Origin of the sequence: Sutcliffiella tianshenii (assembly GCF_016908565.1) — a bacterium.
GTDB classification, from domain to species: domain Bacteria; phylum Bacillota; class Bacilli; order Bacillales; family Bacillaceae_I; genus Sutcliffiella_A; species Sutcliffiella_A tianshenii.
The window spans coordinates 356,307-383,077 of sequence record NZ_JAFBED010000001.1 but is presented as its reverse complement, the minus strand read 5'-3'; the positions used below and the strand labels follow the sequence as shown (position 1 = coordinate 383,077).

Here is a 26,771-nt window from a genome sequence, read left to right as displayed (position 1 = left end):
GCCCCTATTCTTCCAACCTTCGCTTCGTCATCCTCCTCCTTGGCTTCGGATTCAGCCAAAAAGCATAGCGCTGCCCTGAACAGAAGCGGGTCTGCACGATGGAGGCTTTTTTCATTTGTTCACGAATGGTTGCTGCTGATACATCGAGCTCTATTTCTTTGTAGTTCTGGAAGGTTATTTTGCACTTGGCAGGCGTGATGGAAGTAACTTGAAGGACATGATGCAGGAATATCCAGCAGCAGGTATGCTGATCTGGTGAATGTGTCGGGATCGCGATGATTCCTTCCACTTGATTAACAAGTAAAGGTGTCTTTTGTATGTAGTTTGTAGCCATGATCGTAGCTGTTCTCCTCCCTTCGGCGGTACAGCCCTCGTTCAGGCATGCATGATTCAGTAGATCCTTGGAAGATTCGCTCGTAATGAAATCCCCTTCCAGATCAAGAATTTTTGTCTGGTGCTGGGGGTGCGCATACACCATTAACGCCATTGTCGTTTCGTTTACTTCGTAATCTTCCACAATTAATACCATCAAAACACTCCTTCGAAAAATCAATTTTATTTAGGTATTTATACCTATAATTACATTATAATCCATAATTAGACATAAAAGTGTAATTTTTAACAAAAAATTTAGAATTTTTGTGAAAAATAGGTTTGAATATTGGTGATTTGGGTATGTGAGAAGAATTTCAGTGGGGAGAGGTCCCTTGTCCTACTAGAACGAAGGAGCCCTCCCCTGTTGAATTGAACCCAGCCTATGGTATCCTTGAAGCATACAAAAGTCCGAAATTAAAAGGAGTTTAAATATGCTGATTCAATGTACGAAAAAGCTGCTGGATGAGTTAAAAATAAAGCCGGAAGCACCTATAGAGGAGAATCCCCTGTTCTCCTGGCACGCGAATCTTTTGATGTTAGGCCGGAAAAAAACCTTGGTACTCGTGAATGATAAGAACCGCTACACAATTGTTCTCTTTGGGCTGAAGGCAAAGGAATGGAAGAATATTGATACGTATATCAAACAGGCTATACGGGAAGTATTCCTCGCGGAGGGAATCAAGGAAGAAATCGTTGAACAGTTTGTTTCTGCTGCTGATAATGTGGTTTTCACTAAAACAAAGGACCGTACCTCTGTTGCGCGAATGAATAAGTCGTGTGAAAACGTGTATTACTTTGATGATATCATTGATCCTCAATCTACCATTCAGAAGAGTTTAAGTCTGAGGTTAAGCGATTTTCTAGTAGGAGATGGAAAGAATGATTACTTCCATCCAAACGAGGCATTATATAAGGATCTTGAGGAGTGGACGGATGGATTTGTGTTCCGCATACAAGCTGCTCAGATTAAAGTGACGCTCGAACTTGGGAACAAAAAGGTTTGGAGAAGGCTGACGGTACCGACTTCCATATCCTTTTACGCATTCCATGATGTCTTGCAGGCTGCATTTGGATGGCAGAATAGTCATCTGCATGACTTTCTTATTTACCCTCCCAATACGGTGAGCAATGTGGTGGTTTCCAGGCATCGCAATAGTCCCATTCTAAAGCTCGTATGTGCAAAGGAAGCACTAGAGTACGAACGTGATATCCCAATGAAAATGGAGAATGAGGTTAAGCTATCCGAACATCTTTCCTCCCGGATGCAGTATAACTATGACTTCGGTGATAATTGGATCCATACAATCGAAGTGGAAAAAGTCCTGGAAAACCATGAATTAAATCGACCGGTTTGCCTTGGTGGAGAAGGAAACACCCCACCTGAAGATGTAGGGGGAGAACCAGGCTACAAACTTTTCCTGCAAACCATCCAGGACAAAAAACACCCCGACCACGATTACATGAAAAAGTGGGCCGAAAGCCACGGCTATGAAAAGTTTGACATTGAAAAAACCAATCAACGTCTGAAATGGATTTGAACCATGGGGACAAGTCCCTTTTCCCCATTAGAAAAAGGTCGAGGTACAGATACCTCGGCCTATTGGTTGTTTTTAGGTTCGTGTTTTATAGGGGCATGTCCGATGCATGGTTGGTGATTGATGATATAAAAGTAATAGCTAGAGGAAATACATTATGAGGCAATACACGAACCTGGATTCCTGATCATTAATTCGAACGGCGGCTGACTGCTTTCAGGATGAACTGTTTATCTTGAGGCGTTAGCAACGTCCAGCTCTTCACTTTGATCTTCATTTGAATCTCTCCTTTTCATATGTATTATCTAGTATAAAAATACCTCCAGCAAACCCCATGTAAACAACAAAAATTCCAACAAATTCCGCATTGTTTTCCGTTGAATGCCGGAGAATGACGGAAGGTAAATTAGCTTTATATAGCAAGTGGAGAGCGATCTTGTGGTATTTCCAAGGAAATTGTCACTTATTGGGGACGCATATTGGTGTAAATAATATTTATATCGCACTAAGGTATAAAATGGAAGTTCTGAAATTGGTTTTTTTTTATGCACTCTTTATTTTGATGAAGAGTGTTCTGTGTTCCCAAATCGTTTGAAAAGCCCTTCATGACTTTCATATAATAGCGCTACACTTTTAGAGTGTGTGGGACAATGGACCTGTCCTCAAATATCTTATTGATTATTCCGAAAACTCGTAGTATCTTAATAGTTAGGTAGAATGGTAGCGTTTGCATAAGATTGATAGTTTTGCTAGGGGAGGGATGATTTGTTTGTGCATCTTTGTGCAAACGATTTCGCAACTCGATGGTTTTGCACCTCTACAAACTGGCAAATGGTTTCAATCTTCGACATTTTGTGCAAACGCTTCCACAATTTAGCAAGTAGAATATCGACCAATCGATCAAGGGGGAAAGGGTATGAAAAGGAAGTTTCAAAGGGGTATGGCAATGCTGTTGTCGGTTCTTCTTGTGGTTTCCATGTTTGCTGGCGTCGCGCCACTAAGTGCGATTGCAGATACTGGGGAACGCAAGGTCATCCTGAGTTATGAGCGGGCTGACGGGGACTATGATGGCTGGAATCTTTGGATATGGGGAACAGGCATCAAGGATGATGCTCAGTATGATTTTACTGAATTTAAGGATGGGAAGGCGTATGCCACCATCGCGGTGAGTCCGGAAGCGGAACGCGTCGGATTCATTGTCAGAAAAGGGGACTGGGAAGCGAAGGACGTGGAGATCGACCGTTATGTGGCGCTGAACAAGAACGAGTCCCTCACAAAGGTCCAAGTGACAAGCGGTCAGGAAGAGATTTTCCAGGTGCCGGAAGTAAACGGACCGGTAGTGGAGGATGGCAATGCGCAATTCTTTTTCCGTGACAAGGAGCTTTATGCAAACGGGGAAATGAGCAAGGTCGAAAAAGTCGAGCTTTCGATTTTTGGTGAAAAATACGAGATGCAAGCAGAAGCGGAGAATGAACGTTTTACATACACGTACAACGACCTGCCGCGTGGCGAGCATGAATATACTTATTTTGTGACAGTGGATGGCAACACGACTGAAGTTACCGATCCATACAACACGGTCGAAGGCAAATCCGTTGTCAAGTATCAGGTTGCAGAACTGAATGTAAGTGGAACGGCTGAACCTGCAGCGGTTGATTACAACGACAATGCTGTAGTGAAAGTGGATCTTGGCACAGGTGAAGATACGCCGGTGAATGAGCTTTATATTAATCTATCAGCAATCGGCGGGAAAGAAAAAGTGAATATCGACCCGTCGCTGAAAGAAGTGACAGTGGCGGTCAACCAGAACGTTCCAGCTGGTGTGAAAACCTTGCCGATCACAGCGATCGATGAGTTCGGCAACAAGCACAAGGGCGAAGCGACGCTTGAGGTGAAGGCACGCACTTTCACAGGTGAGGAAGCGGACTTTGATTGGGACGAGGCAGTGGTTTATTTTATGCTGACGGACCGTTTCTTTGATGGCGATTCCTCCAATAATGACCCGTACGGCATCGGCTATGATAAGTCTAAGTCCGGCACTTATCAGGGCGGCGATTTCAAGGGGATTACCGCAAAGCTTGATTATCTGGACGAGCTTGGAATCAACACGATCTGGATCAATCCGGTTGTGGAGAACATCAAGCATGACGTGAGATACAACGACGATCCGAACACGCCTTACTATGCTTACCATGGCTATTGGGCGAGCAATTTCGGCGAGTTGAACCCGCATTTCGGGACGATGGCCGATTTCCATGAGCTGATTGATGAAGCGCATAACCGCGGCATCAAGATCATGGTCGACGTGGTACTGAATCATACTGGTTATGGCTTGAAGGCCGGTGACACGAGCAACATCCCGAACTTCCCGACAGACGAGGATCGTGCACGATTTGACGGCATGCTTCGTCCAGGCGGAACGGATACAGTCCGTGGGGAGCTTGCAGGATTACCTGACTTTTTAACAGAGCAATCCGCGGTTCGGGACCAGATCGTCCAGTGGCAGACGGATTGGATCGAGAAGTCGAGGACGGCGAATGGTAATACGATCGACTATTTCCGTGTGGACACGGTGAAGCATGTCGAGAACACAACCTGGATGGCTTTTAAAAACGCTTTGACAAAAGAAATGCCGGAGCACAAGCTGATCGGGGAAGCTTGGGGCGCAAGCATTGGTAATGACCAAGGCTATCTGAACACGGGAATGATGGACTCCCTGCTTGATTTCGAGTTTAAAAATTATGCGCGCGATTTTGTGAACGGCCAGATTAATGCGGTCGAAACAAAGCTACAGGCACGCAACGGCAAGCTTACGAACACGGCGACTCTTGGCCAGTTCCTTGGAAGTCATGATGAAGACCGCTTCCTTGAGGCAGTCGGGGGCGACCTTGGCAAGTACCAAGTGGCGGCATCCCTGCAGCTGACGGCTAAAGGGCAGCCTGTCATCTATTATGGAGAGGAGCTTGGCTTACCGGGAAAAAATAACTACCCTTACTATGATAACCGCCCGAACCTTCCATGGGACCAGGTGGAAGATAACGAGGTACTGGAGCATTACAAAAAGGTTTTGGCGTTCCGTAACGATTATACCGATGTATTTGCAAAAGGGGAGCGCGAAAAGATTGCTGGCTCTGACAGCGCGAAATACTTGATTTTCTCCCGCAGCCATGGCGACGAGAGCGTTTATGTCGGCTTGAACACGGCAACTGCGGCAAAAGAAGTGACATTGAACTTTGGCTCGGCGGATGCGGTGGTTACCGAACACTATTCCGGCGAAACTTTTGAAGCAACAGAAGAAGGAAAAGTGACGTTCACGATTCCAGCGATGGAGGATGGCGGAACGGTTTTATTTACAGTGGAAAATGGCGATGTACCTGTAGTGGACGAGCCGTCAGCACCTGGTGAGATCGGCGAAGACACGCTTCGCATCCACTATCAGCGCACAGACAACAGTTACGAAAACCTCGGCCTATGGCTATGGGGAGACGTGGCGGCACCATCTGAGAACTGGCCAAGTGGAGGAACACCTTTTGAAGCCGGTCAGGTGACGGATTATGGTGCGTATGTGGATGTAAAACTGAAGAAGGATGCACAGAATGTCGGTTTCCTAGTTTTAAATACGACGAACGGGGACAAGGATGGCGGCGACAAGTCACTTGAGCTGTTCTCCCCTGACCTGAACGAAGTATGGATCAAGCAGGGCTCTGATGAAGTCTTTTTATACGAACCGGTGGACCTCCCGGAAGACACGGTACGGATCCACTATGAGCGCACCAATGCCGATTATGACGGCTGGGGCTTATGGAATTGGAAGGATGTCGCGGTACCATCTGATGGCTGGCCGAACGGTGCAGCTGATGCAGCAGGCATTGGAAAATATGGTGCGTACTATGACATCAAGTTGAAAGAGGATGCACAGGAAATAGGCTTCCTTTTTGTCAACAAGCTTAATGGACAGCAGACTACAGATATGTCATTCGATATGTTGCAGCAGCATAACCAGCTTTTTGTAAAAGAGGGTGAGGATAAGGTGTACACGAACCCTTACGGCACAGTGGCAGTTGCCTTGTTGTCCGGAGAAGTGCTGTCCGATAAGAAAATCACGCTTCTTTTTACGAAAACAGAGGGCTTGGATCTTGAGGAACTGAAAGCACAATTGGAGATCAAGGACGTGGATGGGAATCCTGTGGCGATTGACGATGTGACATTGGACGGGGCACAGCGCGTGTCGGTTCACGGGACGTTCGATTTGGAAAAGATCCCTTACACGGTTAAGTATGGCGACCGCGAGATCACGATCAAATCCGGCTGGAAGCTGATCGATGAGATGTACGGCTATGACGGGAAGCTTGGCGCCGAATTGCATGAGGACGGCACGGCTACCTTGAAGGTCTGGTCCCCGAAAGCGGACGATGTTTCTGTCGTACTTTATGACAAGGATGATCAGAACACAGTGGTGGACACGGTTGCTATGACGAAGGGTGACCGCGGCGTCTGGAGTGTGAAACTGAGTGAGGATAATACCGGCTTGGATTCCTTGCGCGGCTACTATTACCACTACGAAATTACGCATGGTGATGAGACGAAGCTTGCGCTCGACCCTTATGCAAAATCAATGGCAGCATGGAACAATGAAGCGGGTGTACCTGTTGGGAAAGCGGCGATCGTCGATGTTTCTTCCATCGGGCCAAAGCTTGAGTATGCTGACATACCTGGATTTGAAAAGCGCGAAGACACGATTATTTATGAGCTGCACGTCCGTGATTTCACGTCAGATCCGAATATTGGAGAAGACTTGAAAGCACAGTTCGGCACATTTGCTTCTTTTGTAGAAAAATTGGATTACATTCAGGAATTGGGCGTGACCCATATTCAGTTGCTGCCGGTGATGAGCTATTACTTCAGCAATGAGTTGGCAAATGGTGAGAGGATGCTGGACTACGCGTCCACAGATACGAACTATAACTGGGGCTATGACCCGCACAGCTATTTCTCGCTTTCCGGCATGTATTCGGAAAACCCGAATGATCCGGAATTGAGAATAAAAGAGTTCAAGAATTTGATCAACGAGATTCATAAGCGCGACATTGGTGTGGTACTTGATGTGGTGTACAACCACACGGCACAGGTTTCGATTTTCGAGGACCTTGTCCCGAACTACTACCACTTCATGGACGCTGACGGCACGCCAAGAACGAGCTTCGGTGGCGGACGTCTCGGTACGACACACAAAATGTCCCGCCGCGTTTTGGTGGACAGCATCAAATACTGGGTGGACGAGTACAAGGTCGACGGCTTCCGTTTTGACATGATGGGCGACCATGATGCAGAGAGCATCCAGATCGCCTATGATGAAGCGAAAAAACTGAATCCGAACATCGTCATGATCGGCGAGGGCTGGGTCACTTTTGCAGGAGATGAAGGAGAACCGGTGCAGGCGGCAGACCAGCAATGGATGCAGTACACAGAATCTGTGGCAAGCTTCTCCGATGAAATCCGTAACGAGCTGAAATCAGGCTTTGGTTCGGAAGGGCAGGCACGATTCATCACTGGCGGCGCGCGTGAAGTGGCGCAGATTTTTGAGAACATCAAAGGGCAGCCACGAAACTTCAAGGCAGATGATCCGGGAGATGTGGTGCAGTATATCGCGGCGCATGACAACCTGACACTGCATGATGTGATTGCGCAGTCCATCAAAAAGGATCCGGATGTGGCGGAAAACAGCCTGGAAATCCATCAGCGCATTCGCTTGGGCAATTCCATCATCCTGACATCCCAAGGGACGGCCTTCCTGCATGCAGGACAGGAATACGGACGCACGAAGCAATGGAGAGCGGAAGCGGACACGGCGCCTTACAAGTCCACCTATATGACGGACAAGGACGGCAACCCGTTCCAATATCCATACTTCATCCATGATTCCTATGATTCATCGGACATCATCAACCGATTCGATTGGGAAAAAGCAACGGATGCAGAGCAGTATCCTGTGAACAATATGACAAGGGAATATACCGCTGGATTGATAGAACTACGTCGATCTACCGACGCATTCAGATTGGGCTCCAAGGAATTGGTAGATTCCAATGTGACAATGATCGATGCACCTGAAATCGGCGATCAGGATCTCGTGGTTGCGTATCGTAATGAAGCGACGAATGGCGATATGTATTACGTATTGGTGAATGCGGATACGGAAGCAAGAACGCTGACTTTGGGTGAAGACCTGACAGAAGGTGTAGTTGTCGTTGACGCAGATGAAGCAGGCGTTGAGGAAGTAACTGAAGTCACTGGTGTTGAGTTGACAGCTGAGGGCATTACGGTTGATCCATTGACGACTGTTGTGGTGAAGGTCAGCGCGGAAGGTACGGATCCGGGTGACGGCAATGGTACGGATCCGGGTGACGGAGACGGTGATGGAGACGGCGATGGGAACAATCCGCCAGGCAATGGCAATGTAAACAATCCTGGCAACGGTAACGGCAACAACCCAGGTGGCGGCAAACCGGGAGACGGCACAAAGCCTGGCAAAGGCAACGGGAACAAGCTTCCTGTTACAGCAACATCTGCCTTCAACTATATGCTACTTGGCGTGCTGCTTGTGATGATGGGCGGCGTGATGGTGGCTGGTCGGAAGAAAGCAGCGTGATTTTGGGGACAGGTCCCTCGTCCCCGTGGACTTAACCAGCTGGACGAAGCGGTGAAATGCTTCAACTGGGAGCCCGAGCTCGATTCGGCAGACAACCGCTCCATTCACTGGCTTACGAATCTCTATCTCGAGCTTGGGATGGTAGATGAGTCAAAATCCTATCTGTAAATGTATCATAATCTACAGAAGGGCTCTTGATGGAAGGTTCTAAATGAAAAAAACTCGTTAATTTGACGAGTTTTTTTCATTTCAGGTAATGTTGCAACCGCATTTTTTGTGTCCCGAAGTGGGATATCAACGAAAATTTCAATATATCGATGAATCCGGTCACGATATCAACGAAAATATACAAATATCAATGAAAATTTTAATATATCAACGAAAACAGGGCAGATATCGATAAAACGCATATTTCGACAAAAATCATCAACTCGGATAAAAAAGTTTGCAGGGTCTGGTCCCTTATGAGAAATGGGACAGGTCCAATAGTTTTCGTCATATTAGAAAGTTGAATGAATGCAATGGGTAGAAGAGGTAAGCGTACTTGCTGGCAGCAGGTACGTTTTTTTAGTTAGCTTATATATATCCCAAACTGGGGCGAGGGACCTGTCCCCCTAGTCCCGAATCTTACCTCATACCCATACCAAAATACCCACTAAAATTTTATATCTATTACAAATCCTGTAATTATTTTATTGATTTTTTATAATTTTTAGATTATTCTTTCTTTATGAAAATATTATTTAGCTTGGCTAAGTAAGTGATGGAATTCAGAAAACCTGAACACGGGAGTAAACAAATGGATGCTGCTTTCTATTTGTTTTTCTATAAAGCTTATAGCTTCATTTAATTACATTTAAGGGGGATAACGAATGAGAAAGAGGAAATCTATTTGGAGCTTCATGATGGTTATGGCGATCACGGCTTTACTTGTGGCAGGGTGTTCAAACAATAGCAAAACAGGGACAGATGGCAACAGTGATGGAAAGACTCCGGAAAATGAAAGCAGCACGTTGACGATTGCGATGGGGACGGATATTGTGAGTTTTGATATTCACAACCATAACAACACGTCCACTGAGGCAGTACATGACAATATGTTCAATTACCTTTTCAAAAAGGATGCAAAAGGGGAAATTCATCCTGAATTGGTCGATACATTCAAGCAAATCGACGACCTGACAGTGGAAATGAAGCTGAAAGAGGGAGTTACCTTCCACAACGGCGATCCATTGACATCGGAGGATGTAAAATTCACGCTTGAGCGTGTTGCGACTGATGATACGTTGAAGGAGTATCCGAACTATAAGCAGATCAAGGAAGTCCAAATTGTGGACGATCTTACTTTTAAAGTAGTGACGCATGCACCGGAGCCGTCATTGTTTCACCGACTTTCCCGTTTGGGTTCTGGAATGTTGCCTAGCAAATACATAAATGAAAAAGGCTGGGACCATTTCTTGGAGAACCCGGTCGGGACAGGGCCTTACCAGTTCAAGGAATGGGTGAGGGATGACCGCATCGTGATGACGCCGTTCGAAAATTACTATGAGGGCAAAGTGGAAGAGTGGGATGAAGTGGTATTCCGCGTGATTCCGGAGAACTCCACTCGCGTTTCCGAACTTCTCACTGGTGGCGTGGATATCGCTGTCAACGTACCGCCGGCTGATTGGGACCGCGTGAATGACAATGATGGAACATCCATCGTGCAGGAGACGTCCAACCGTACGATCATGCTGATCCTTCGTTCAACTGAAGGCTATCCGACTTCTGATGTCCGTGTCCGCCAAGCGTTGGATTATGCAATCGACAATAAAGCCATTACGGAAAATGTCCTGAAGGGCGGCGGGGTGCCGACCCGTACGCGTGTTGGCCCTGGTAACTTCGGGCACAATCCGGATCTGCACGATACCTACAACTATGACGTCGAAAAAGCGAAGGAGCTTTTGAAAGAAGCAGGCTATGAAGATGGCTTTGAAATGACGCTTCACGCTCCGAAAGGCCGCTACCTGCAGGATGCTGAAATCACAGAAATGATTGCCGGCATGTTTGCTGCGATCAATGTAAAAGTGAATATCGAATTCATGGAATGGAGTAATTTCGTAGAGATGCGATCGGCGAAGAAGAACAAGGATGCTTACCTATTAGGACTTGGTAACTCCATGTTTGACGGAGCATACTCTGTTGATTGGTACAGAGCGGAGCGTTTTGCAGGCGAGACCGACTACAAAAACGATGAAATCGAAGCACTATTAAATGAATCTGCGACAAATATGGATCCTGCATCACGTGAGAAGCAGATCCAGAAGATCGAAGAGATTGCAGCGGAGGAAGTGCCGCACATCATGCTTCATCAGGAAAAGATCAACATCGGTGTCAGCGACCGCATCAGCTTTGACCCGAATCCGGACGAAATGATCTACGTCCCTACCATTAAAAAGAAATAAAAACCTACACTGACTTGAAGGAGGACTGGGGAATATTCCCTGGTCCTCTACATCATAAGGAGTGAAATGATGGGCAAATACCTGGTTCGACGCCTTTTACAAATCATACCCGTGCTTTTTATCATTTCTTTTATCGTATTCTGCCTAGTCTTCGTAGCGGGTGACCCTGTTGCCCTGATGCTGCCGGAAGACGCCAGCCAGGAGGACATCGATCAGCTGCGTACCTCACTTGGATTGGACAGGCCGTTTCATATTCAATATTTTACATACATGCAGGGGCTTCTGCAGGGGGACTTCGGTGATTCCTTCCGTTACAATGCAAGCGCACTGCCGCTGGTGCTGGAGCGATTGCCGGCTACACTTGAACTTGCCATAGCGGCGATGTTTGTCGCGATCGTCATCGCCATCCCGCTTGGCATCTGGTCTGCGACAAAGCAGAACTCCTCGCTTGATCTGCTCGCGACAGGCGGAGCGGTGCTTGGAAAGGCGATGCCGAACTTCTGGCTTGGGATCATGCTGATTCTCCTTTTTTCCGTGACGCTCGGTTGGCTTCCGGTTTCAGGACGGGGAACTTTCGCGCACTTGGTGCTGCCGGCGATCACCCTAGGCACAGGGATTGCAGCAGAGATGACAAGGCTGATCCGTTCGAGCATGCTAGAGATCCTTAATCAGGATTATATCCGAACAGCAAAAAGCAAAGGAATCCATGATTTTTTCGTTGTGAACAAGCATGCATTGCGCAACTCCTTGATTCCGGTCGTGACCATCACGGCCCTACAGACATCCACCGTAGTGGGCGGGACGCTGATCACAGAAACGATCTTTTCCTGGCCGGGTCTCGGACAGCTCCTGATACAGGCCGTCAACACAAGGGACATGGCGATCGTCCAGGCAAGCGTCTTCGTCATCGCCTTTATGGTCATTTTAATGAATCTGCTAGCTGATCTAATATACAAAGTATTGGACCCAAGAATCAAATACAACTAGAAGGAGGGGAATGTAAATGGCGGAAATCAATATGGGGACAGGTCCCGTGTCCCACCAGCCCGTGACAAGTGGAGCGGACAGGGGGACAGGCCCCGTCGTCCGATGGGCAAGGATGCTGTTAAGAAGTAAAACGGGTACGGTCGGGTTTATCATTGTTTTTTGCGTTATTGCCGTTGCGGTTTTTGCGAAGGTGCTGGCGCCTCATGATCCTAACCTTATCAATCCGGCGATGATGCTGAAGCCTCCGTTCTGGGCGGAGGAGGGCACGACGGAATACCTGCTCGGAACGGATAATCTCGGACGCGATATCCTGAGCCGCATCATCTATGGCTCACAGGTGTCCTTGCTTGTCGGAATTGCGGCCGTGGTGCTCGCGGGGGCTATCGGTGTTTTCATCGGGCTGATTGCCGGTTATTTCGGGGGATTCCTCGATAACCTGCTTATGAGAATAGTAGATTCCTTTCTCGCGATCCCTACCATTCTATTTGCACTGGTAATCTTAAGTATTTTCGGTCCGAGTGTGACGACGCTCATCATCGTCCTTGGAATCACCAACTGGGTCACCTACGCACGGCTTGTCCGTGGGGAAGTGCTCTCCATCAAGGAACGCGAGTTTGTCAAAGCGGCCCGGTCGATAGGGGTCAGGCACTCGAAGATCATCATGCGCCACCTGCTGCCGAATGTCGTGTCTCCTTTTATCGTCATTTCTACCTTGAGTGTCGCGACGACGATCATTCTGGAGGCGTCGCTCAGCTTCCTTGGCCTTGGCATACAGCCGCCTACGATTTCTTGGGGCGGAATCCTGAGTGACGGCAGGGATTATCTTGCCACAAGCTGGTGGCTCGCCACTTTTCCTGGTGTCGCCATCACTATCACGGTTCTTGGCATCATTTTTCTTGGGGACTGGCTCCGGGACATCCTGGATCCGCGCTCCGTTACTCGCAAATAAAGGGGAGGTTGTAACGTGACAACACTGTTGGAAGTGAAAGATCTGCAAACCCATTTCAAGACGGAGAACGGAGTCATCCCATCTGTGGACGGTGTTTCTTTTTCAATAAAAAAAGGGGAAACGATCGCGGTGGTCGGTGAATCCGGCTGTGGAAAAAGCGTGACCTCCCTATCGATCATGGGGCTCATCGGGGCAACGGGAAGCATTGAAGCGGGATCGATCCTTTTTGAAGGGAAGGATTTGACCAAGCTCTCGAAAAAAGAGATGAGGAAGCTGCGCGGCAACGAGATCGCGATGATTTTCCAGGAGCCGCTGACGTCCTTGAATCCGTTATTTACCGTCGGGAATCAGATCTCTGAATCTATCAGATTGCATCAAGGGGCTTCCAAGCAGGAGGCAAAAATTAAAAGCATCGATATGCTCCGCCGGGTCGGGATTCCGAGGCCGGAGAAGGTCTATTCCTCGCATCCGCATCTATTGAGCGGCGGGATGAGGCAACGGGTCATGATTGCGATGGCGCTATCTTGCAACCCGAAGCTACTGATCGCGGACGAACCGACGACTGCGCTCGACGTGACAATCCAGGCGCAGATTCTCGAACTGATGAAGGGTCTGACCCGCGACTTTGATACATCCATTATGCTGATCACCCATGATCTGGGCGTGGTGGCGGAAATGGTCGACACCGTCATAGTCATGTACGCAGGCCAGGTGGTCGAGCACACCGATGTGTTCACGCTTTTCAGCAGCCCGAAGCACCCATACACGAAGGGGTTGCTTGATAGTACGCCAAAAATTCATGAGCGGAACGAAGAGCTTTTAACGATAGAAGGCACGGTCCCGACGCCTGCTGCCATGCCAAAGGGCTGCAGATTCCAGCCACGCTGTCCATATGCCATGGAGAAATGCATGCACGAGGCGCCGCTACTGGAGGAAACGTCCGCAGGGCACAAGGTCCGTTGCTGGCTGAATGAAGAGGGAGAGGTGGCCATCTAGATGTCAGAAGTGAAGGTAATGGAAAAGGCAGACGAATATCTGTTGGAAGTCAGAGGCCTGAAGAAATATTTTGACGTATCAGAAGGTCTTTTGAAAAGAAATAAGCAGTACCTAAAAGCGGTCGACGGCATAGACTTACTAGTAAAAAAGGGTGAAACGCTCGGTATAGTGGGGGAATCCGGCTGTGGCAAGTCCACGACAGGCAACCTCATCATGCAGCTGCTCGAGAAGACCGAGGGGGAAATCATTTTCGAGGGGGAGGACCTAAGCACGCTTAGTGGGGAGCGACTGCGGAAAAAGCGCGCAGAAATCCAGATGATCTTCCAGGATCCCTACTCCTCGTTGAATCCGAGAATGCGAGTTTTTGATATTATTGCTGAGCCGCTTGTCACACATGGTGTGGCAAAAGGGAAAAAGCTGAAAGAAATGGTGCACGAGCTGATGGACGTTGTCGGCCTTGACCGATCCTATGCAAGGCGGTTTCCGCACGAGTTCAGCGGGGGGCAGCGGCAGCGGATCGGGATAGCGCGGGCGATTGCCTTGAAGCCGAAGCTTGTGGTATGTGACGAACCTGTATCCGCACTCGATGTGTCGATCCAGGCCCAGATCCTGAATCTAATGGTGAAGCTTCAGAAGGAATTCGACCTGACGTTCATTTTTATTGCGCACGGATTGCCTGCTGTTAAGCATATCAGCGACCGGATTGCCGTCATGTATCTTGGAAAGGTGGTCGAGGTTACCACGAAGGAGCAGCTATTCGATGGACCGCTACATCCTTATACAGAGGGGCTATTGTCGGCCGTGCCTTTAGCAGACCCGACCCTGAGGGATAAGAAAAAGCGCATCATCTTGGAAGGCGACATGCCAAGCCCGGCCAATCCGCCTTCAGGCTGCCGCTTTCACCCGAGGTGTGTGTACGCACAGGACAAATGCAAAGTGGACGTGCCTGAATTGCACGAAAAAAATCCAGGGCACATGGTCGCATGCCACTATCCGCTAGCAGTTGGTAGTAGCATGGGGACAGGTATTTTGGAACAGTGAGTGATTTGGAGCCGGGGGGCAGGTCCCACGTCTCATCCAATGACCCGCATCCCAACAGTGCACACCATAATCATGCACTAGAATAATATAAGATTAGAGGACTCGCAATAATTAAAGGAGATGTCAGAGAGTGGAGACGTATTTACAGCAGAGCCAAGCAGAGATGCTTCAATTGATAGAGAAACTGGTGAACATCGATAGTGGGACGTACGTGAAGGAAGGAATCGACCGCGTAGGCGCCATTTTGCGAGAGGAATATGAAAAGCTGGGCTTTACCGTTGAGGTGAGGGAAGAAGAGAAGTACGGCAATAACCTGATTGTCCAACATAGGAACGCAATCGATCCGAAAATCATTTTGGTAGCCCACATGGATACCGTATTCCCACTCGGGACAGCCGCCGAGCGCCCGTTCAGGATAGAAGGGGACAGAGCCTATGGACCGGGTGTTGTCGATATGAAGTCAAGTCAGGTCGAGCTTTTATATGCCATCAAAGCCCTGCAGCAGTCCGGAAGTGAGAGCTATAAAAACATGCTGATCATCTTGAACAGTGATGAAGAAGTGGGATCCCCGACTTCCCGGCCATTGATAGAGGAAAAATCCCAAGGCAAGGAATACGCCCTCATCATGGAGCCGGCAAGAAAGGATGGGTCACTCGTTTCAGCAAGACGCGGCGGGGGAACCTATACCGTGATTGTAAAAGGGAAGGCGGCACATTCCGGAATCGAGCCGCAAAAAGGTAGGAGCGCGATCGAGGAGCTCGCACATAAAGTCATCCAACTCAACGCATTGAGCGATTACGACAAAGGCATCAGTGTCAACGTCGGCTTAATCGAAGGCGGTTCTTCCATCAATACCATTCCGCCAATCGCGACCGCCCATGTGGACATCCGCATCTCGGAAATGCACCAGGCCAAGTACCTCGAGGAAAAAATAAAGGAAATCTGCGCGACCACGGATGTATCCGGCACCCAGATCATCCTGAAAGGCTCCATCAGCCGCCCGCCGATGGAGAAGAACAAGCAAACGGAATCCCTGCTGCACCTTATCGAAGAGGTCGGAAAGGAAATCGGCCTTCAAGTATTCGACACTGCAACGGGCGGGGGATCTGACGCATCTTTCACCTCCGCAACAGGAGTCGCCACTGTCGACGGCCTTGGCCCGGTAGGGGGAAATGCCCATAGCGAGGACGAGTATTTGGAGATCAAGACGTTGCCGGAGCGGACTTTGCTTTTGGCGAAGACGATTGATCGGTTGTCGAAGTGAGTGGGCAATCCATATCTAGAAGAAATGTAAAAAAGCAGCCTGCCAAAGTGGAGGCTGCTTTTTACTTCTAGTCAGGGTGATTCAGTATCACGATACTTTTCCAGCTCCACCTTCATCTGCTTTCTCTATGACTCTTTCAAGATATTCCTCAACAGACAATTCTCTCGCATCATAAGCCTCTTTTGTAGCCTTTTCATCCTGATGGTTGCTTTTATTCAACAACTTTACATTGTACAGCTTATCTTCCTTCTTAAAGAACAAAATTTCCTTCTCTCCATAAACATTAAGGTTGGAGGTCAAATCTAAAATCGTGCCACTCCAATCAGCAGGGATTGATAAAGGGTCGATAGGATTGTATTTTAAGAATGCGTTGATGAACTCTACTTTAGGTTCTTCCTCATCTGAGAAAATGATGGTGAGGGAATCAATCATGTCAGATCGATATTTAAATATCTCACTGTCCGGATTAACATCGTTTTCATATCGTTCATTCGGATCTCCATAAACTGCTAATACTTTTGCCATGCTGTCTCCTATACCGATTCCTTGTTTAAATTCTTTCCGTGTTTTATTAAGCTTAAACGCACCAACTTCGTCCATGTAAAAGGTAGGCGTGTTTGTATAATCATTTGTCTCCTCCACCGACACGTCCGATTCCTTCTCCTCGATTTCGGGGACGACCTCCGGCACCTCTACCGGCTCATCTTCCTGTGGCTCAACGATAGGAGGGTCATCATCCGACATCCCTGGATCCTTCTTCAAAAAGTCCAGCTGGGAAAGGGTGAAGAGGCAGATGATTGCTACTGCCGCCACTAGGGCGGTATAGTAGCCGATAGGGCTATTACTGCGCTTTTTCGCTTGGATGCCCTGCAGGATTCTATTCTTCTCTTCCGAGGAAACTTGAATATTTTTCAATAATAATTGATCCATGTCTTTGTTAAGATTCTTCAGTTGCTTTTCCATGCATTTTCACTCCTTTCCAGCTTTATCTTGAGTTTTTCGCGTGCCCGGAAAAGGCGGGTCTTGATGGTGTTCTCGTTCAGTTGGAGGATTGTGCTGATTTCTTCCACGGACAAATCTTTATAATAGAATAATATAATGACCTCACGCAGTTTGATGGGAAGCTTCAGCACCTCCTGAATCAGTTCCTTTTTTTCCATCCCCGACACGGTCGCCGACTCAGGGGTATTCTGTTCGAGCACCTCGGGTTCAATTTCCGCCTTTGAAATGAAATTGCGGAAACTCCAGCGCTTCAAAGCATCCTTGGACTTGTTGACGGTGATCCTCATCAGCCACGTCCTATAGGAGCTTTCCTGGCGAAATGAATCCAGGTGATGGTAACAACTGATAAACACTTCCTGTATGATATCCTCGGCGAGTGCCTGATCCTTCACATAAAGATAAGCAACTCGCTTGAGCTCGGTTCCATAATCTTCAATCAGACTTTCGAGTAAACTTTCCTTTGAAATAGACATCTCATGTTCTTCCATAGCTTCCATATTCCTCCTCCCTTCCCATTATAGACGACGCCAGGGGGGAGGGGGTTCCTTAATTTTTGCAAAAAAAAACTCACTCCAATATGTAGAGTGAGTGGAGGGGCCTGACCCCTTATTTTTTTCTTCGTTTCTTGATGTACAGAAAGATTAACGCGACAAACAGAATAGCCAACAATACATACACGAACTTGGAGTACAGATCCATATATTCCACGATCGTATCCCATGATGACCCAACTGATGCGCCAAGATAGATGAGCACCACATTCCAGATCAGCGTCCCGAGTGTCGTGAAAAGCAGGAACAGTCCAAAGTTCATATTCGACATCCCGGCCGGAATGGAAATAAGGCTGCGGATCAACGGGACGAAGCGGCATAAAAATACCGTCCAAGGCCCATATTTGTCAAACCAGGCATCGGCGCGATGGATATCCTTTCTCGTGATGCGGAGTACATGTCCATAGCGGTCCACGATCTTTTCCAACCTTTCCACATCGAGCTGCAGGCCGATTACGTACAAAACGATCGCACCAAGGACAGATCCGACCGTGGAAGCGGCGACGACACCGCCGATGGTCAGGCCTGATGTGGTTGTGGCAAAGCCTCCGAAGGTCAGGATCACCTCCGATGGAACTGGCGGAAAAATATTTTCCAGTGCAATTAAAAACAGGATTCCCATATATCCATATTCATTGATAATGTCAGTCAGCCAATGCTCCATTTTCGCTCTCCTCGTAATATAACATTTCTTTATTATATGGAATCGGGAGGGCGGACTGCAAATTTTAAAGGTGGCGTTGGCTTACATAAGGGGTTGTGTAAAAAAAGCGGGGTGACCTTTCCCCACGTCCCCGTCGGAATTGCGGGACAAGGGACCTGTCCCCTAAACCACATAATCCACCTCAATGATATCCCAGGCGGTCACAACGCCGAGCGGTACTTCTTCGGGTTTGCCGTTTTCGGTGATGATGATCATTTCCAGGTCCTGCTTCTGCTGGTGGTAGTCCTTGAAAATGTCCTCCGCTTCGAGGATATTGAGGTTCTTCGGTGCGAACGTGATCGGGTGCTTCTGCTCGTATTGGAAGACATCCCTGATTTTGATGTCCGATAGGTCGACAATCCTGCTGGCTACGTGATCGGTCATCCAGTTGACCATTCCTCTGGTCGTGAGAAGTCCAACGCACTCCTTCTCCCTGTATACGGGATATTGGGAAAATGGGAACTGCTTCATTTTACTCATCACGTCATCCAGGTCATCCTCCCAGTCGAAGGTGATGACGTCCTTTGAGGCGATGGAAAGCGCGTAGTTGGGCTTGGAGAGGGTTTTCGAAATATTTTCGATGCGCTGGACAACCTCTTCATGCGGTTCTGCTATGTAGTATCCCGCAGCCTTCTTTTCATGGACGAGTGCGTTACGAAGCTTGGCATATTGGTACAGTTCGTCCTGGAAGGCCTGAATCATGCGGTGGTGGCTGCTTAGGCGCAGGAGGGCACTGAATTTATCATTCGTTGTGTTTTTTGCAAGCTTTTTCAAGGAACCATGTATTTGGTTAAAGGCGATTTCGAAACGCTCGGAAAGCAATTGCTGAAAGGATGTATTCAAAGTCTGTAACTCCTTTTTCATTTGGAATATAATTCTATTATACTAGATTACTAGAAAAGAATGACAATCGGAATTGTACTTTCTCAAGGAAATGCTAATTGGGTTAGAGAATTTGTAATAGTAACATCAAAAATAGAAATTCTGCGATAGACAATTTGAGGGCCAGACCCCACAACACTTTAATCAATTAACGCAGAGCGGGTCAGGCACCTTATACCCCCCACCCCCATACTACCAATGGCCTATCTTTTATAGTTCGAGTAAATTTATCTACCAAAATATTCTGTGAATATCTATACTTGAGGTAACAATATGAATCCGAAAGGGCAAACCTGTGGAAACGCAGGGACGCAAAGCTAGAGGGGCTTCTTTTACTTCATGTAAAAATGCCAGCCAGTTGCCGAAGCACGCGGGCAGCTATTCTTCGGTTTAGCTGTTTTTTTATGGATTTTTATTGAAACATGTTTCAAGGGGGAGCAATAGATGAAGAAGTTTATTTTAACCACAACTCTGGCATTGACTTTGACGGTGGGAACATCGGTTAATGCAAACACAGAGGAGAACATGACAAATGATGCGGGTACGACACCTGACCAGTTCAGCTACTTTTTTGACAAGCTTTGGGAGGACTTGAAGCTGACCTTTACGTTCAACTCTGAAGAAGAGGCCAAGCTTTTGGTTGAATTTGCAAAGGAGCGCCTGGCAGAGGCTGAAGCGATGACTGAAGAAGAGAAGAAGGAGTACGTTCAGGAACTTGTGGAGGATTACCTGGCGCTGTTGGAGTATGCAGAGGAAAAAGTAACCGAAGCAGTGACAGAAGAGGACATAGATGATGAAATAAAAGAAGAATTGAGTGAAGACCTTGAGGAAGCTGCGGAAATCGATGAGGAAATTGAGGAGCAGCTTGAAGAGGAAGTAAAAGAGGAAGTTACAAAAATCACGGACAAAGCCTATCTTGTAGCGAATGTTGTGATGGGCTATGACACCGAACAAGTGATATCCTTGCGTGAACAAGGATTCGGATATGGCGTTATCGCTAAAATCATTTCCTTATCTGATATCTCCGGGAAAACGGTAGAGGAAATTGTAGCCCTTGTTGAGGATGGAGAGTCTGATCTTGAAGCGTTGATGACAGAGCTTGATGTCACGATGGCTCAAATCAAGGAATCCGCCGTTTCTAAAAAATTGGCCCATGTCGAAGCGGCACTGGCTGATGCCGTTGAAGCGGAAGATAGCAAAGCAATCAAAAAGCTTACAAAAAAATTAGAAGTTTTGAACAAGAAGCATGAAAAATTTGCAGCAAAAATAGAGCCGGTGGAAGAAACTGAAGAAGAACAGGAAGCGGTTGAAGAAACCGAGGAAGCGGCACCTGAAGAGCAGCCGGAAGTGACAGAGGAAACAGAGGTTGTGGAAGTTCCTGAAGAGGAAGAGTCGGAATCTGAGGAGACTGTCAGCACAGTGATCCCTGCAGTTGCCCAAAAGAATAAGGAGCAAGCGAACCAGCATAAGGAACAGGCAAAACAAAAAGCTGAAGAAGCAAAAAATAATGGGCAGCAAAAAGCTAACGAAAAGAAAGAGCAAGCTCCTGAACAGACAAAGGGAGTAGAAAAAGAAAAAGCTGACTCTGTTGGAGATAAGAAAGAGGAGCGCAAAGGAAAAGATAAAGGCAATAACGGGAATGGAAAAGGAAAGAAGGACGATGGAGAGTAATAGTCTTCCCAAGACAGGATCAGTTTTTCTTTCTTTAGATGAGTAAATTTAGTAAAGTCCACCACCCTTTTTCAAGTAAAGGGTGGTGGACTTTATTGTTTTTTACTAAATTTCAAGTGTCTCCCCATAGGTCATCACACAAACCTCCACATCTGTCCCTTCCATTGCTTCTTTCAGCTCCTGATCCTGCCCCACCATGAACTGAATGACGGGGAATCCTTCTACCAGTCCTGCCATCATTTCAGGATTTGCGGACTCATCCACTTTAGGGAAGGTGTGACATGGGATGACTTTTTCCACAGCAAGTAGGTTATTCAGTGCATATGTAGCCTCCCGTACGCCCATCACAAATTGGCCGGAGCAAGCTAGGATGGCTACTGTTGGGTGATAGATGTCCTGGATGATTTTCATGTCCGCCATCACATTCGTATCTCCGGAAATATAGAGGACCTTTTCTCCGAAAACATTCAGTATATAGCCGCATGGCAGACCAACCAGGGCAGGTGGACCCTGAGTTTCTCCAAAGGAAGAGGTATGGACAGCATTTACCATCGTTACTTCGAATGTGTCCTCGCGATATGAACCGCCGTAGTTCAATGGGAAAACATTGTAACCCTCACCCATCAGCTTGAGAGCAAGCTCATATTGGGCGACCACCAGCACCTCTGGATTTGCTGCTTTAACTTCCGAAAGCCCAGAAATATGGTCAAAATGTCCATGGGTCAGAAACACTGTGTCTATCTTCTTCAAATACTTTTCCTGCAGAAATTCCCTGGGGCAAGCAGGATTCTGTCCCAAAAATGGATCTACCATTACGTTTTTACCCTTATTTGTAGAAATGACAAAGCATGAGTGGCCTAAGCGTGTAATTTTCATATACATGCTCCTTTATTATGTGATTTTCATTTATCATATTTATGTAATTTTATAGGCGATAGACCAGTGAAAAATAAATATAGTGTTTACTGAAGTGCAACAAAAAAAAGCATCGCTTTGTGGCAATGCTTTTTTTGTTGCATAGGATTAGGTTTGCTCATTATTCTACTGAAAAGCTCTTTTCCGCTAAGAGTTCGCTTCCGCTGGCGAGTCGAAGGATGTAGTCACCTTCTTCTTCAGGAGGATAAATCTCGATGGAGAACCAGGTCCAGGTTGGGTCAAGAGGTTCCTCCCACTGATTAATGATTTCTTCATTGATTCCTATTTTTTTCAAAATGATAAATGTCACGCTGCCGCCTATCGGTTCTTCATCCTGGCCATAGGTTACTGCAATAATATCATTAACTGTGAATGTATCGGTTACGTCCGCAACCTCCATTTCCTCATCACGACCTATTCCGATTTCAATATAACCTATACCTTTTTTCTCGCTTGTTTCTTCTGAACAACCTACCATCAGACCAATGAGCAGGAACAGTCCAAGCAGGCACCCACGCTTGTTTTTCATCTCATCGCTCCCTTACATATTCTGTTAACGACAATTGTTTAATCATATGAAAATGAGGGAGTGTCCGATAACGTCAAAGGTTTAAAAAATATTTTTGTGTAGTTAAAGGGTCCTCCTTCACAACTAAAAAGTCGTGAAGGAGAACCCTATCATTACAATTTATCTTAATTAAGCTAATCTCTTTCGTCTTGCAACAACCATACCGCTTATTCCCACAAACAATAAAGCCAATCCAATCAGGACAAAATTCATTGTATTTGTTGCAGTTACAGGTAGCTTGTTACCTTTTTCAGAAGATTTTCCAGTGTCTTCTTTTGTTGTGTCTTCTTTTGTATCGTCAACAGGTTTAGCTTCAGGTGCTTTATCCTCTTCTTTTGGATCTGTTTCACCTGGTGCTTCTTCTACATCATCATCTTCCTCTACATTTTTTGCTAAGGTGGTAACGCTGATTTCGCTCTGGCCTAACAAGAAGCCATCTCCATCAAAAGCAACTACTGTGATATCATAGGAAGAGTCTGACAGGAGATCAGTAAAGTGATAGTAACCTTCTTCAACTGTATCTACAACCTCTTGATCAACAATAACTTCATAATAGGCAACTTCTTCTTCACCTTCATACATCCAATCAATTTCAATGCTGTTTTCTGTTACATCCAGTACATTGATGTTGATTGGAGAGACACCAATATAGTCTTCTTCATTAAGAAATACCTCTACACCTCTATTAAGAAGTTCCTGGACAACTTCCAACTCAGGAGTTTCTTCTTCGAATGTAAGATTCGACATATCGAATAGGGTGACCTGATATAGATATTCCAAAGTCAATAATACGCTAATATCAGTGACTGGAGTGGCATGTAGATTAAGGAATTCCAGCCCTGGGAGTGATTCTAGAACTGTGATGTCCTCAATAGGGTTATTAGCTAGATTCAAGTAAGTTAGTAAAGTCAAATTCTTTAATGCTGTTATGTCTTCAATAGAATTTTCTTCCAAGTCCAACATCATTAAGTTAGTGGCATACTCCAAGCCTGAGAGATCTTCAATATTCAAGTATGCAGCATAGAGATACTGAAGACGCTCCATATCTGATTGATAGATTTCACGGTCTGGTAAGTATAGGTTTTGGCGAATAGCCTCTTCTAATCCCTCATCAGCGATCGTAACGATGTCACCTGTCGGCAGTCCAAGCGTACTGGCAGTTGTCGTTGCATCAAAAAGAAATTCTCCTGCTTCACTATACATTTCAACCTTGAATTCATATTCTGTTTCTACTTCCAAGTCCGTAAATAACAAATAGGATTCATTTGTTTCTGTATATTTTTCCCCATTCACATAGACAATATAATTATAGTTTTCAAGATAAGAGTCTTCCTCTTCATCATGGAAGTAGTGATACCATGTTAGGAAAATACTTTCCTCTGAAGTACCCTCTGCATATGCTTCAAAGTAAGGCTCCATCTCTTCTTCTAAAATATCAACGTAAACGCCTGCTTCCTTCCAAACGTTTAGTACCTCCCAAGCAGGAGACCCTTCCGTCAAATCAATATCTGTTTCTGACAAAGTGACGTGAGTTAGGTTCGGTAGAAGAAGTAATGTATCAATATTGGAGATGTTGGTACGATCTAAATATAGATACTCCAACTTCGTCAAATCTGATAAATCTTGGATATATGAAATTTTGTTATCGGATAACCATAGGATAGAGAGATTTGTTAAGCCCTTTAAAGGGGCGATATTAGTAAATGTATTTCCTTCCAAATCCAACTCTACTAGATGAGTAAGATTAGTTAGGGGCGTTAAATCTGAGATTTCATTATAAAATAGGTGCGCAGCTTCAAGATTAACTGCTTTTTCCAATCCTGAAATGCTTTTTATACCGTAGTCTGCTGCATAAAGAACTGTCAGGTTTTGAACATCACTCTCATAAATGTCTCTTGTTACACCTAATTGATCTTTGATGGCCTGTACTAAGTTCTTATCCGCAAACGAAGCAATTTTCCCGGATGGTGCAGGGAATGTGGTAACCTCAATGGATTTTTCCAATAATACTTCGTTTGAAGAATTTAAAGCTTTTACTGTCACATCATAGGTTGTGTTCGCTTGTAATTTTGTAAACTGATATTCGGCAAAATTGATTCCACCGGATTTTACAAGAGTTCCATCCAAATATAGTTCGTATTTTGCCAATCTTCCTTTGCTGTCTTCCACATGACCATACCAAGTTACAGTAAAGGAATTTTCATTAACAAGCATTTTTTCTATTTCTAAAAAAGATTCATCGATAATTTCCTCTGAATCCTCTTGCAAAGCTGCTTCTTTTTTTGTAACTGGTTCAGCTTCTTCCTCTTCAGTTTCTTCTTCTGTTCCAGATGGATTCTCTTCTTTCTGCGTTTCGTCGTGTACAACAGATAAAGTATTACTGTGTACATTTACATTATCTATATTCCATACAACCTGATATTCAATATCTTCATTTACCTCATCTATACCATCTACGAAAGTATAAACTTGTTTTGTTTCTGTTGATTGTTGTTCTGATTTTTCAGGATTGATAACCTCGTTTTGACCGTTTTTTACCAATGTGAAAATTTGCTTAGTGCTTGTTAAGTCATCATTACTACTTGTTTCCCATTCGAGAGAAACACCATTTTCCGTTTGTACCGCTTTCGTTAGTAATACTCCAGTTTGCTCCTCCGTAACCTCAGCAGCAGCTAAAGCTGGACTTAATAATGAAAGTAGTAAGGTAAATACTACACATAAGTTTAGCCAAAAATACTTTTTCAACTAAAACCAATCCCCCATTTCTATTAAAATACCTTACATAACAAAATGATTATACTCTCTTTGTTCGTTTTAGGGAATTACTTTTTATGTAATTTATTTATAAAAAATGTAAATTATTTGATTGACAGATTCGTAAAAGGTATATAAAGAGGCCTGCCCCCTACCGCTATAAATCGGTAGGGGGCAGGCCCTTTATAAATATAAATAAGTGAAAAAATTAGCTCTCAAAACCGTTTGGATTATTCTCTTGCCATTTCCATGAATCCCTGCACATCTCATCCAAGCCTTTTTCTGCAGTCCAATTTAACTCGTTTTTTGATTTAGTAGGGTCTGCGTAACATTCTCCAATGTCTCCAGGTCTGCGATCAACTATACGATAAGGAACCTCTTTCCCGGAAGCTTTTTCAAAAGCTGTCACCATTTCCAATACACTATAACCTTGTCCTGTACCTAAATTATAAGCGTGTGTCCCTGAAGTAGTGGTGGTCTTCTCCAAGGCTTTCAGGTGACCTTTTGCCAAATCCACTACATGAATATAGTCTCGAACTCCGGTACCATCAATTGTAGAATAGTCGTTACCGAAAACTTGCAGCTGTGGAAGTTTACCAATTGCCACTTGTGTGATGAAAGGCATCAAGTTGTTCGGTATTCCATTTGGATCTTCTCCAATACGGCCGCTCTCATGTGCACCGATGGGATTGAAATAACGCAATAAGGAAATGCTCCATTCATTATCGGAAACATATAGATCACGTAATATTTCCTCAATCATTAATTTTGATTGTCCATAAGGGTTTGTTGCACTAAGTGGAAAATCTTCAGAAATCGGAACCGTATCTGGCATTCCGTAAACCGTTGCAGAGGAACTGAACACCAAGTTCTTAACACCGTGTTTTTTCATTACTTCACATAATAAAAGAGTCCCTGTAATGTTATTATGATAGTAATAAAGAGGTTTTTGAACGGATTCTCCTACTGCTTTCAGTCCAGCAAAGTGAATAACAGCCTCAATGGAGTTTTCCGTAAAAATCTTTTCAATATCTTCTATTTTTAATAAATCTGCCTCGTAAAATCTAACATCTTTCCCTGTAATTTCTTGCACACGCTTAATAGATTCATATTTACTATTTAAAAGGTTGTCCATTACTACAACCTCATATCCTGCATTTAATAACTCAACACAAGTGTGACTACCAATGTAGCCTGCACCACCCGTAACTAAAATAGCCATGTTATATGATCCTCCTCTTTTATAAAGCACTTCTATATATTAACATATACCAGTATTCTAATTACAGTAAATATATATTACAACTATTAATAACAGGATGTACTCACAGAGTGTCGAGAAATGATGTCGGTATATGAATATAATGGCTAATTTCCTCGGAAATTGTTTGATTTTGAAGGGGAGAGAAGATTAGGTAAAGAGAAAAAGAACCCCGGCCATAAAACAAATAAAAATGGTCGGAGTCAGCTCATATATTTATATAC

General features: G+C 45.5%; 18 protein-coding genes and 1 riboswitch. Of the genes, 9 read left to right on the top strand and 9 right to left on the bottom strand.

What is annotated here, in order from left to right:
* Positions 1 to 4 precede the first annotated feature (4 nt).
* Entirely contained in the window at positions 5 to 529 is a 525-nt protein-coding gene (locus JOC95_RS01615; RefSeq protein ID WP_204412773.1) for a competence protein ComK, read from the bottom strand.
* Positions 530 to 806: 277 nt separating this feature from the next.
* On the opposite strand from JOC95_RS01615, the gene JOC95_RS01610 reads away from it, so the two are divergent.
* From JOC95_RS01610 to JOC95_RS01575, 8 genes are all read left to right on the top strand, one after another.
* On the top strand, positions 807 to 1,913 hold the full coding sequence (locus tag JOC95_RS01610) for a plasmid pRiA4b ORF-3 family protein (RefSeq protein ID WP_204412772.1): 1,107 nt from the start codon (positions 807 to 809) through the stop codon (positions 1,911 to 1,913).
* Between the two features lie 913 nt (positions 1,914 to 2,826).
* Positions 2,827 to 8,559: a pullulanase gene (locus JOC95_RS01605; protein ID WP_204412771.1), complete on the top strand. Its 5,733-nt coding sequence runs from the start codon at positions 2,827 to 2,829 to the stop codon at positions 8,557 to 8,559.
* Positions 8,560 to 9,431: 872 nt separating this feature from the next.
* On the top strand, positions 9,432 to 11,003 hold the full coding sequence (locus tag JOC95_RS01600; protein ID WP_204412770.1) for an ABC transporter substrate-binding protein: 1,572 nt from the start codon (positions 9,432 to 9,434) through the stop codon (positions 11,001 to 11,003).
* Between the two features lie 69 nt (positions 11,004 to 11,072).
* On the top strand, positions 11,073 to 11,990 hold the full coding sequence (locus JOC95_RS01595; protein ID WP_204413416.1) for an ABC transporter permease: 918 nt from the start codon (positions 11,073 to 11,075) through the stop codon (positions 11,988 to 11,990).
* A 16-nt stretch (positions 11,991 to 12,006) separates the two neighbouring features.
* Positions 12,007 to 12,939, top strand: a complete 933-nt coding sequence (locus JOC95_RS01590; protein ID WP_239582651.1) for an ABC transporter permease — start codon at positions 12,007 to 12,009, stop codon at positions 12,937 to 12,939.
* A gap of 15 nt (positions 12,940 to 12,954) precedes the next feature.
* Entirely contained in the window at positions 12,955 to 13,935 is a 981-nt protein-coding gene (locus JOC95_RS01585) for an oligopeptide/dipeptide ABC transporter ATP-binding protein (protein WP_204412768.1), read from the top strand.
* Entirely contained in the window at positions 13,936 to 14,976 is a 1,041-nt protein-coding gene (locus JOC95_RS01580) for an ABC transporter ATP-binding protein (RefSeq protein WP_275580509.1), read from the top strand. It abuts the gene before it with no gap.
* A 130-nt stretch (positions 14,977 to 15,106) separates the two neighbouring features.
* On the top strand, positions 15,107 to 16,240 hold the full coding sequence (locus JOC95_RS01575) for a M20/M25/M40 family metallo-hydrolase (RefSeq protein WP_204412766.1): 1,134 nt from the start codon (positions 15,107 to 15,109) through the stop codon (positions 16,238 to 16,240).
* An 87-nt stretch (positions 16,241 to 16,327) separates the two neighbouring features.
* Here the strand turns inward: JOC95_RS01575 and JOC95_RS01570 are convergent, their stop codons facing one another.
* The 4 genes from JOC95_RS01570 to JOC95_RS01555 form a co-directional block, all read right to left on the bottom strand.
* Entirely contained in the window at positions 16,328 to 17,203 is an 876-nt protein-coding gene (locus JOC95_RS01570) for a hypothetical protein (RefSeq protein ID WP_204412765.1), read from the bottom strand.
* Positions 17,188 to 17,739, bottom strand: coding sequence for a sigma-70 family RNA polymerase sigma factor (locus JOC95_RS01565; protein WP_204412764.1), 552 nt, complete (start codon positions 17,737 to 17,739; stop codon positions 17,188 to 17,190). Before JOC95_RS01565 ends, JOC95_RS01570 begins: the two co-directional genes overlap by 16 nt.
* A gap of 109 nt (positions 17,740 to 17,848) precedes the next feature.
* On the bottom strand, positions 17,849 to 18,457 hold the full coding sequence (locus tag JOC95_RS01560) for a DedA family protein (RefSeq protein WP_204412763.1): 609 nt from the start codon (positions 18,455 to 18,457) through the stop codon (positions 17,849 to 17,851).
* Between the two features lie 162 nt (positions 18,458 to 18,619).
* Positions 18,620 to 19,339 (bottom strand): CBS domain-containing protein, encoded by a 720-nt coding sequence (locus JOC95_RS01555; RefSeq protein ID WP_204412762.1) that lies wholly within the window; start codon positions 19,337 to 19,339, stop codon positions 18,620 to 18,622.
* A 315-nt stretch (positions 19,340 to 19,654) separates the two neighbouring features.
* Positions 19,655 to 19,744: riboswitch (cyclic di-GMP riboswitch) on the top strand.
* Between the two features lie 78 nt (positions 19,745 to 19,822).
* Between JOC95_RS01555 and JOC95_RS01550 the strand changes: the two genes are divergently transcribed.
* Positions 19,823 to 21,049, top strand: coding sequence for a DUF5667 domain-containing protein (locus tag JOC95_RS01550; RefSeq protein ID WP_204412756.1), 1,227 nt, complete (start codon positions 19,823 to 19,825; stop codon positions 21,047 to 21,049).
* Positions 21,050 to 21,154: 105 nt separating this feature from the next.
* Here the strand turns inward: JOC95_RS01550 and JOC95_RS01545 are convergent, their stop codons facing one another.
* The 4 genes from JOC95_RS01545 to galE all read right to left on the bottom strand — a co-directional run bounded on the left by JOC95_RS01545 (position 21,155) and on the right by galE (position 26,508).
* On the bottom strand, positions 21,155 to 21,925 hold the full coding sequence (locus JOC95_RS01545) for a metal-dependent hydrolase (RefSeq protein ID WP_204412754.1): 771 nt from the start codon (positions 21,923 to 21,925) through the stop codon (positions 21,155 to 21,157).
* Between the two features lie 160 nt (positions 21,926 to 22,085).
* On the bottom strand, positions 22,086 to 22,493 hold the full coding sequence (locus tag JOC95_RS01540) for a hypothetical protein (protein ID WP_204412753.1): 408 nt from the start codon (positions 22,491 to 22,493) through the stop codon (positions 22,086 to 22,088).
* Positions 22,494 to 22,661: 168 nt separating this feature from the next.
* A complete protein-coding gene (locus JOC95_RS01535) occupies positions 22,662 to 25,277 on the bottom strand; it encodes a leucine-rich repeat domain-containing protein (protein WP_204412752.1) in 2,616 nt (871 codons plus the stop codon).
* Positions 25,278 to 25,494: 217 nt separating this feature from the next.
* Positions 25,495 to 26,508, bottom strand: coding sequence for a UDP-glucose 4-epimerase GalE (galE, locus tag JOC95_RS01530; RefSeq protein WP_204412751.1), 1,014 nt, complete (start codon positions 26,506 to 26,508; stop codon positions 25,495 to 25,497).
* Between the last annotated feature and the right edge of the window lie 263 nt (positions 26,509 to 26,771).

What these genes read in the sequence shown, in the direction of transcription:
- JOC95_RS01565 (WP_204412764.1), bottom strand. Translation starts at nt 17,739, where the DNA reads ATGGAAGCTATGGAAGAACATGAGATGTCTATTTCAAAGGAAAGTTTA.
- JOC95_RS01545 (WP_204412754.1), bottom strand. Translation starts at nt 21,925, where the DNA reads ATGAAAATTACACGCTTAGGCCACTCATGCTTTGTCATTTCTACAAAT.
- JOC95_RS01570 (WP_204412765.1), bottom strand. Translation starts at nt 17,203, where the DNA reads ATGGAAAAGCAACTGAAGAATCTTAACAAAGACATGGATCAATTATTA.
- JOC95_RS01580 (WP_275580509.1), top strand. Translation starts at nt 13,936, where the DNA reads ATGTCAGAAGTGAAGGTAATGGAAAAGGCAGACGAATATCTGTTGGAA.
- JOC95_RS01600 (WP_204412770.1), top strand. Translation starts at nt 9,432, where the DNA reads ATGAGAAAGAGGAAATCTATTTGGAGCTTCATGATGGTTATGGCGATC.
- JOC95_RS01540 (WP_204412753.1), bottom strand. Translation starts at nt 22,493, where the DNA reads ATGAAAAACAAGCGTGGGTGCCTGCTTGGACTGTTCCTGCTCATTGGT.
- JOC95_RS01610 (WP_204412772.1), top strand. Translation starts at nt 807, where the DNA reads ATGCTGATTCAATGTACGAAAAAGCTGCTGGATGAGTTAAAAATAAAG.
- JOC95_RS01595 (WP_204413416.1), top strand. Translation starts at nt 11,073, where the DNA reads ATGGGCAAATACCTGGTTCGACGCCTTTTACAAATCATACCCGTGCTT.
- JOC95_RS01590 (WP_239582651.1), top strand. Translation starts at nt 12,007, where the DNA reads ATGGCGGAAATCAATATGGGGACAGGTCCCGTGTCCCACCAGCCCGTG.
- JOC95_RS01615 (WP_204412773.1), bottom strand. Translation starts at nt 529, where the DNA reads ATGGTATTAATTGTGGAAGATTACGAAGTAAACGAAACGACAATGGCG.
- JOC95_RS01605 (WP_204412771.1), top strand. Translation starts at nt 2,827, where the DNA reads ATGAAAAGGAAGTTTCAAAGGGGTATGGCAATGCTGTTGTCGGTTCTT.
- JOC95_RS01550 (WP_204412756.1), top strand. Translation starts at nt 19,823, where the DNA reads ATGAAGAAGTTTATTTTAACCACAACTCTGGCATTGACTTTGACGGTG.
- galE (WP_204412751.1), bottom strand. Translation starts at nt 26,508, where the DNA reads ATGGCTATTTTAGTTACGGGTGGTGCAGGCTACATTGGTAGTCACACT.
- JOC95_RS01560 (WP_204412763.1), bottom strand. Translation starts at nt 18,457, where the DNA reads ATGGAGCATTGGCTGACTGACATTATCAATGAATATGGATATATGGGA.